The organism is uncultured Allobosea sp., from assembly GCF_945956895.1.
In the GTDB taxonomy this organism is placed as follows: Bacteria; Pseudomonadota; Alphaproteobacteria; order Rhizobiales; family Beijerinckiaceae; genus Allobosea.
Genome location: NZ_CAMFJF010000106.1, coordinates 1 through 7,238, shown reverse-complemented (window position 1 = coordinate 7,238; position 7,238 = coordinate 1). Strand labels below are relative to the sequence as shown.

Genomic DNA, 7,238 nt, shown 5'->3' with positions numbered 1-7,238 from the left:
TGGCGCGTTGCAACCGGTTTCGGGATGCGAGTGATTTCCGAAGCCATCATATGACTTCGGATCCCCCCGGATCGCGCGCTCTTCGTACGAGCTTCGAAAGCCTGGTGGTGGGAGAGCGCAACTATCATGGCAGGGCGCGGACCGCTGCCCCGATGCAGATGATCAACATCATCGCCGGCACAGCCCAGCGCAGATGCCAGCGCAAATCGGCGGCCTGGTCGCGCCAGCGGAAACTGGGGTGAGCGATCGCGACCGACAGCGCGATCTCGAACATCAGCACCGTGACGAGATAGAGGTAGCCCAGCGATATCATCTCGGCGACGGGGGTATTGAGGGAGATCGAGCCCGGAAACGAGGATTCGAAGGTGAAACTGATCGCGGCGAGAGCCAGTAGCGAGGAGAAGATCAAGCCCCCCTTGTCCTGCTCCTTCAGCCCCGGGGACCACAGCACGAACAGCGAGACCGCGAGCACCGCGATGATGGGAACGAAGATGCGCAGGTGGTAGCGCTCCGCATAGCGCGCGATCGTCACGGTCGCGTTGAGGCGCGAATAGGAGCGCGCGTTCCAGCCGATCGCGAGATCGTTGGTGAAGCGTAGGCCGACGGGCCGCCAGTCGACGACCGAGAGCGTATCCTCAAGGCCGGAGAAGGGGCGGTCGGCCTCTGTCGTCAGAACGATCGCCTCCTGCTGCGCATAACGCGGCAGCGAGAGTCCGATCGTCAGGTTCTGTCGGTCGAAGGGGAAGGCGTCCATGTTCATCCGAAAGCGGAAATCGCTTTCGAAGCGCTCGATCAACACCACCTCGCCATCGGCATGCACTGAAAGAGCGACGATGCGGGCGTCCTTGTCTCCGATCTGGTTGTCGAGCGCGAGGCCGGGCGACCAGATGGTCTTGAGATAATCGTCGGCCTCCTCGCCGACCCGATCCTCGCGGGCAAGTCCGCGCGCGACCGCGTCGAAGGTCAGGCGCGGGTCCTGCCAGCGCTGCGTCAATTCGAGATGCAACCGCCCTTGCCCGGAGACTTCCTTGATCTCCAGGACGTTGAGCACGCGCAGCGCGATATGGACACGTACGGGCAAGCCGAAGGCCTCCGGCAGCGTGGCTTTGCCATTGCCCGTCCTTTCTTCGCCCAATGCGCCTTGAGCGAGGCCGAGGAGGATCAGGGGGAGGAGAAGCAGGCGGCCGATCATGGAACGGCCCGCCGTGGGCGCGACAACATGAGAAAGCCGACAAAGGCGAGTATTCCGCTGCAAAGGGCGATGACCCATAGTTCGGTGCTCAGGCGGCGCCAGTCGGACCGGGGCTCGTCCTTGAGCATCAGGATGGTTCCGACCAGCTTGCCGGAGAAGTCGACCAATGGCTGGCTCATGAATGCGTAGCTGCGCTCGCCGATCTGCCTGCGGCCGAACTCGATATCCCGCTGCGGCTGCGTTCCCCGGGTGCGTAGCAGATCCAGGAAAAGCTGGTCGTCGGTCGATGCCATGATGCTGAGGCCACCGACCGAAGGCAGCTTCGGGTCGAGCGCGACGCCAGTGAGCGAGGCCGCAGCGACCACCGCGATCTCGCTGTTGGTCGCCGTCTTGACGAGCTCGATCAAGGGCCGGAGGTCGAGCCCAACCTCCATCGTCCCGAAGAACTCCGAACCACGCTGGACCAGCGCGACGCCGCGGATACCGATGCCGGCGATGCCGATCTCGATTCCTGTCTGGGCGCGCCGCAACCGGTTGGCTGCGACGATCATGGCCCGGAAGGCGGATATGTCGTCGCCATGTTGATCGGGGCGATGCATGCGCAGCAGGTAACGCAGCTCCTTGTCGTGAAAGCCGAAGATCTGCACGTTCGCCTGTCGGCTGAGATACTGGTAGGCGTCCTGGGACAGAGCCTGCAGCCGCGTGCGGTCTTCAGCGGCGAGCGCATCGCGAATCTCGGCATTGCGCGCAAAGGATTCGGCGAGCGAGAGCGAGAACTTGGCGGCTTGATCGAAGCTCGAACCAAGCAAGGTGCCGACCAGCCGCATCTGCTCCTCGCGGCTGCGGGATGCGACCTGCTCGACGCTGCGATGCTGGTGCCACAGCATCGCCCCGAGAATGCAGGCGAGGAGGAAGGCGGGCAGGCCGGCACCCAGCTGGCGTCGTCCGAAGGGGGGAAGCATGGGTATCTCCGGTCGGCCTACCAGCGGGTCATCGCCTGGAAGGAGAAGCGGTGGGTCGTGGCGCCCGGGCGCAAGTCGCCGTCGTAGGAGCCGGCTACCTCGATCTGCGAGGTGACGAAGCCAGACAGGCTTGCGCCGATCACCGCTCCGTCCCGCGCCGCGCCCGGGCTTCGCGTCACGACGCTCGCACCCAGCAGGCTGGCCTGCAGAATCGCGACGTTGTCGGCGAACTCGTGGGACCAGTAGGCCTTGAGGTCGAGACGCAGCTTCGCGTCGCCGGCCAGGGGCGTCGACAGCCGTGCGCCCGCCAAGGAACGCGCCGAGGTCTGGTTCTGGCCGCGCAGGGTAAGCGCGAAAGCTCCGGCCTGCGTTTCGGTCAGGCCATCCTGTCGGGAATGGTGCAGGCTGATCCCAGCTTCAGGCAACAGATCGAGGCCGGCCACGGTGGCAAGGCGATATCCGGCGACGGCATTGCCGAAGAAGCCGTAACTGTCGGCCTCGCCATGCGCGCCCCGCTGGGCATTGCCGAGCTGGATCGTCCTGTGAATATCCGTTTTGCCATAGCTGGCGCCGATCGAGCCGCGCAGGATCAGGGCACCGAAATCGGCGCGGCCATAGGTCGCCAGGCTATAGCTGTCGAGCGCGACGCGGCCGGCCGCATCGGCCTTCGGGTCTCCGTTCGAGCGGGTGTATCCCAGGGCGGCGCCGATCATTCCGGTCCGGGAGGCGGCGGTTTCCGCACCGATCACGGCGCCGGCAAGCCCGAAGCTCGAGCCCGTTCCATTGGCGTCGCCTCCCGTGCGCCCGAAGCCGTAGAGAGCCTGCCCCCAGAGCGCGCCCTCCCCGGCCGGCTGCACTCGCCCAGGTTCGACCGAAGCGCTGCCAAGGCTGGCGTAGCCCGCTGCCCCCAGCCCAGTGAGCTGGTCATATCGGGAGGACCAGCCGGCCGTCAGGCGCTGATCGAGGGTTGCGCTGATCGTCCGCTGGGCGTTCATCATCGCCATGCGGGCATCGGCATAGCTCTGCCCTGACAGCGAGCTCAGCGCACCGGGAAGCGCGCCTGACACAGCCGTGTAGAGCGCGTCGAACACCTCCTGCCGGGCGGCATCGGGGCGCGTCCCGGCGGCTGGCCGTACAGAGTCGAGCGCCCTTGCAACGGCGGAGCCATTGCCGTTCAGGCCCGCGAGCGCGGCATAGGAGCCGGGTGTCACGACCAGCGATAGCCCGGTGGCACCATAGAGGGCGTCGAAGCGGGCATTGGCAGGCAAGCCATTGGCCGGCTGGTCCAGCCCGGTGAAGCTGCCGCTCAGGCCTCCTTCGGCCACCAGCACCCGGAAGACGGTTCCGGACACGGGCGTAAAGCCGTTGCTCGCATCGCCGGCGATGCCACGCAGCACGGGGGCTATCCGTCCATCCACGGTGACATGTCCCGACGCGGTCTGTGCGACGAGACGCGAATAGTTGCCCGCGCCGTTGCCTGTTCCGGTCCCGTCAATGTCGAGCACGAAGCGGTTTGTACCACCGAAACTCACGGGGCCCTTGACGAACAGTGTTCCCGGCGAGTTGCCGGGCATGACCGTACCGACACTGAACAGGCCGGCCTCGATCGCTCCGGTGCCGCGCAAGGTGCCCTGCCGGCCGACGGTGACCGCGGAGGCAACGGAGCCATTCAGCGCCAGCGTTCCACCTATGACGGCGGTGCCGCCGGCATAGGTGTTGCGGCCACTCAATTCGAGCCGGCCATCACCTCGCTTGACCAGCCCGCCCGCGCCGGAGATGTCGTTGCCGAACGTCCCCGAGTAGCCTTTCGTGTCGACGTCGAAGGTCTGCACGAACTGGCCGGGGCCGCGCGCCGCCTTGCCGACATTGAGCAGGCCCCAGCCATAGATCTCGGGCGAGCCCAGATCGGTCGCCGTGGTGAGGATGGACTGGACCACCTGCGGCGCTGTCATGAACGGGAACGCCTGGCGTACGAGGGCGGCTGCCCCCGCCACATGCGGAGCGGCCATCGAGGTTCCGCTGGACAGATTGTACGGCTCGGTCGGAGAGCTGCCATTCGCCGGGGTCACGGTCGAGAGGATGCCGACACCGGGCGCCGCAAGGCACCAGGCGGCGGCGATGCCGCAATAGTTGCTGAACGACGCGATCCTGCGATCGCGATCCACCGCGACGACGGCAATCGTGTAGGGCTGGAGATCCGAATAATTGAGGCCGCTAGCGTTGATCTGGTCGCCATTGCCGTCGAGGAAGACATAGAGATTCTTGCTGGCGTTCTCCGGGCGGATCGCGGGGTAGAAGGCCGCTCCCGTCGGATTGCGCGCGATCACCGGCTGGTCCTCGCGCTCGTTGCCTGCGGCGAAGACCATGACCATGTCCGCAGCCCCGGCCTGTCGAATGGCCGAGACTTCGGCAGAAGTACCGTCGATATGGTAGGGCTGGATCGGGACGACGCTGTAGTCCGGGTTTGGGCTGCCGTCCGGCAGGGTCAGCGAGGGATAGGACGGGCCGTAGCTGCCGTTCAGGACCTTCGCACCGTGCTCGCTCGCATAGCGGATGGCGGCGGCGACATCCCCGCCGCCCGGGACGATCGCGCGCAAGGCCAGGATCTCGGCATTATAGGCGACACCTTGCATGCCGATGCCGTCTCGCGCGGCGGCGATCGTCCCGGCCACATGGGTTCCGTGCGACGTCCTGTCCCGATCGAGGATATCGGTGGGATCGGGCAGGTCGAAGCCGAAATTGCGGGATAGCGGCGAGAGCCTGCCGGCGAATTCGGAATGCGACGGGTCGATGCCGCTGTCGATCACCGCCACCAGCACGCCCTTGCCGCTGAGCCCGAGCGCATAGGCGTCGGCGGCGTTGATCTGCGCGAGGCCGTAACTGGCGTTGTATTCGGGCGTCGCGAAATACGCCGGTGCCGGGGTCATCGCGACACGCGGGAGATTGCGGGCTGGGCGGCCGAAGAACGCGTCCGGCAGCGAGGGCAGGTCCGAGGCCGAAGCGACAACCGGCATGAGAGCGGCAAGGAGCGTCGCCGCGGTCGCGTTGAGGAAGGCGGAGCGAAGAAGGATGCGGCGCGCGGCGATGGTCGGCATAGGCAAGGCTCGTCAACGTCGTCCAGCGGGCGTGGACTGGTTGTTCGGCGCCTAACATGGAACGAAAACCGGGGAGACGGCGGAGAGGCGACGCTGCGTCCCAATCATCCGGGGCGGCGTATCAGCGTTCTCCCATGGCCTCTTTACGTTATCGCAGCTCTCTTCCGTCTAGAAAAACGTCGCGGATGCCTGGTAACGGGCGGTGCTGCGAGAGGGTGGGCAGGCTGACCATGGGCAGGGAAAGCGATCACGCGCGGCAACTTTTCGGGAGCTGGCGCGAGACCATTGCGCCGATCTTCGATGTCCGGCCGCTTGCGGGAGACTGGGATGCCGGATTTCATGCCGAGCTCGACCGGCACCACCTGAACACGGCACTGGTCGGGCAGGTGGCGACGAGCGCCCAGCATTACGAACGCTCGGAAAGCCTGATCGGCGCGGTCGGCGTCGATCACCTGCTGATCCAGCGATACGAGGCAGGCCATACGACGCTCGACCTGGGCGGGAAGGAGGTCCATGCCGGTCCGGGCGACGTCCTGATTTTCGACCTGTCCCGTCCGGTGCGGTCGCATGCGACCGATATGCGGGCGGTCAGCCTGGTGTTGCCGCGCAGCCTGCTCGCGCTCGACGCCGTGAGTCTGGATCGCGTGCATGGCACCGTCCTTTCCGGGGCGAGTCCGCTCGGCTCGCTGGCGGGGGACCATCTGCGCAGCCTGCTGAAGGCGGCGCCCACGCTCGAACCCACGGCAACCCCCGACATCGCCAAAGCCAGCGCGCAACTGCTGTCGGCCTGCCTGTCGCCAGCGCTGATGCGCGATAGCGAGGCCCCGGCAACGCTGACGGCGAGCGTGGCCATCATCTGCCGCTTCATCGATCGCCGGATTGGCGATCCCGCTCTCGATGCCAGAATGCTTTGCAGCGCGTTCGGCCTGTCGCGCTCAGCGCTCTACCGCCTCTTCGCCCCGATCGGCGGCGTTTCGGACTATATTCGCCAGCGCCGTCTGGCGCGAGCCCGTCTGGCGCTCAATACGTCGACGCGCGGAAGAGGCGGCATCGGGAAGATCGCACGTCAGTTCGGCTTTTCGAGCGACGATGCCTTCTCGCGCGCCTTCAAGGCTCAGTTCGGCGTCACGCCGCGCGACGTCGCGCATCTGCGCCTGTCGCCATCGCTCGAAGCGGGCGATGGCAGTCTGGCGAACTGGCTCCGGCACCTGGTCTGATTGTCGGCTTTCAGCTCGGCTCCCAGAGTCCGGTATTGGCGCGCCCGTCTCGCTGCGAGTGCCCACCGAAATTGAGCAAAATCCCTCATTGCCGCCCGGCATCGACGGCTTAGGGTGCAGGACATCGTCATTCACGATGAAGGAGGATGCCGTCGCCAATCCGCAGACCAACGACAAGCGCCCGACTCCGGATCCTGCCGAGGACAATGCGTTTTTTCCTTCCCCCTATTCGCTGAGCCAGTTCACCGCACCGAGGTCGAACCTGAGCGGTGCCGACTATCCCGATCCCTAGAAGGGCGGGCGCTGGAAGATCCTGATGATCGGCGCTGACGAGCGCTACCTGCTCACCGATAACGGCACGTTTTTCTCGACCGGAAACCATCCGGTCGAGACGTTGTTGCCGATATATCATCTCGACAAGGCGGGCTTCGCCTTCGACGTGGCCACCGTGTCGGGGAACCCCGTCAAGTTCGAGTTCTGGGCGATGCCCTCCGAAGATCAGGAGGTGAAGGGCCTGTTCGCGACGTAGCGCAACCAGTTCAAGCAGCCTCTGAAGTTGTCCGAGGCGATCGGGAAAGGTCTTGACGACTATGTCGCGATCTTCATCCCCGAAGGGCATGGCGCCCTGATCGGCCTCCCCGAGAGCGAGGACGTCAAGGCCGCCCTGGAATGGGCCGCGGTGAAGGATAGGTTCGTCGTCTCGCTCTGCCATGGGCCTGCGGCTTTCCTGGCGGTCGGCGACAGCAACATCTACCGGGGTTACAAGATCTGC

Annotated in this window: 6 protein-coding genes and 1 pseudogene; 4 read left to right on the top strand and 3 right to left on the bottom strand. The window is 65.8% G+C overall.

Features of this window, described 5'->3' with window-relative positions:
• Positions 1-124 precede the first annotated feature (124 nt).
• From Q0Q02_RS22410 to Q0Q02_RS22400, 3 genes are all read right to left on the bottom strand, one after another.
• Positions 125-1,081: a neurotransmitter-gated ion-channel ligand-binding protein gene (locus Q0Q02_RS22410; protein WP_293812861.1), complete on the bottom strand. Its 957-nt coding sequence runs from the start codon at positions 1,079-1,081 to the stop codon at positions 125-127.
• 107 nt (positions 1,082-1,188) lie between these two features.
• Positions 1,189-2,019: a cache domain-containing protein gene (locus Q0Q02_RS22405; protein ID WP_293812859.1), complete on the bottom strand. Its 831-nt coding sequence runs from the start codon at positions 2,017-2,019 to the stop codon at positions 1,189-1,191.
• Positions 2,020-2,171: 152 nt separating this feature from the next.
• Positions 2,172-5,249 (bottom strand): S8 family serine peptidase, encoded by a 3,078-nt coding sequence (locus Q0Q02_RS22400; protein WP_293812857.1) that lies wholly within the window; start codon positions 5,247-5,249, stop codon positions 2,172-2,174.
• A 230-nt stretch (positions 5,250-5,479) separates the two neighbouring features.
• Between Q0Q02_RS22400 and Q0Q02_RS22395 the strand changes: the two genes are divergently transcribed.
• The 4 genes and pseudogenes from Q0Q02_RS22395 to Q0Q02_RS22380 all read left to right on the top strand — a co-directional run.
• Positions 5,480-6,466, top strand: a complete 987-nt coding sequence (locus Q0Q02_RS22395; protein WP_293812856.1) for a helix-turn-helix domain-containing protein — start codon at positions 5,480-5,482, stop codon at positions 6,464-6,466.
• Positions 6,467-6,602: 136 nt separating this feature from the next.
• Positions 6,603-6,758 carry a hypothetical protein gene (locus Q0Q02_RS22390; RefSeq protein ID WP_293812855.1) on the top strand — a complete coding sequence of 52 codons (156 nt, stop codon included), beginning with the start codon at positions 6,603-6,605 and terminating at the stop codon, positions 6,756-6,758.
• A gap of 24 nt (positions 6,759-6,782) precedes the next feature.
• Positions 6,783-6,995: a hypothetical protein gene (locus tag Q0Q02_RS22385; RefSeq protein ID WP_293812854.1), complete on the top strand. Its 213-nt coding sequence runs from the start codon at positions 6,783-6,785 to the stop codon at positions 6,993-6,995.
• A gap of 27 nt (positions 6,996-7,022) precedes the next feature.
• Positions 7,023-7,238: pseudogene (locus Q0Q02_RS22380) on the top strand (protein deglycase HchA); the annotation flags it as partial.

What these genes read in the sequence shown, in the direction of transcription:
- Q0Q02_RS22405 (WP_293812859.1), bottom strand. Translation starts at nt 2,019, where the DNA reads ATGCGGCTGGTCGGCACCTTGCTTGGTTCGAGCTTCGATCAAGCCGCC.
- Q0Q02_RS22400 (WP_293812857.1), bottom strand. Translation starts at nt 5,249, where the DNA reads ATGCCGACCATCGCCGCGCGCCGCATCCTTCTTCGCTCCGCCTTCCTC.
- Q0Q02_RS22395 (WP_293812856.1), top strand. Translation starts at nt 5,480, where the DNA reads ATGGGCAGGGAAAGCGATCACGCGCGGCAACTTTTCGGGAGCTGGCGC.
- Q0Q02_RS22390 (WP_293812855.1), top strand. Translation starts at nt 6,603, where the DNA reads ATGAAGGAGGATGCCGTCGCCAATCCGCAGACCAACGACAAGCGCCCG.
- Q0Q02_RS22385 (WP_293812854.1), top strand. Translation starts at nt 6,783, where the DNA reads ATGATCGGCGCTGACGAGCGCTACCTGCTCACCGATAACGGCACGTTT.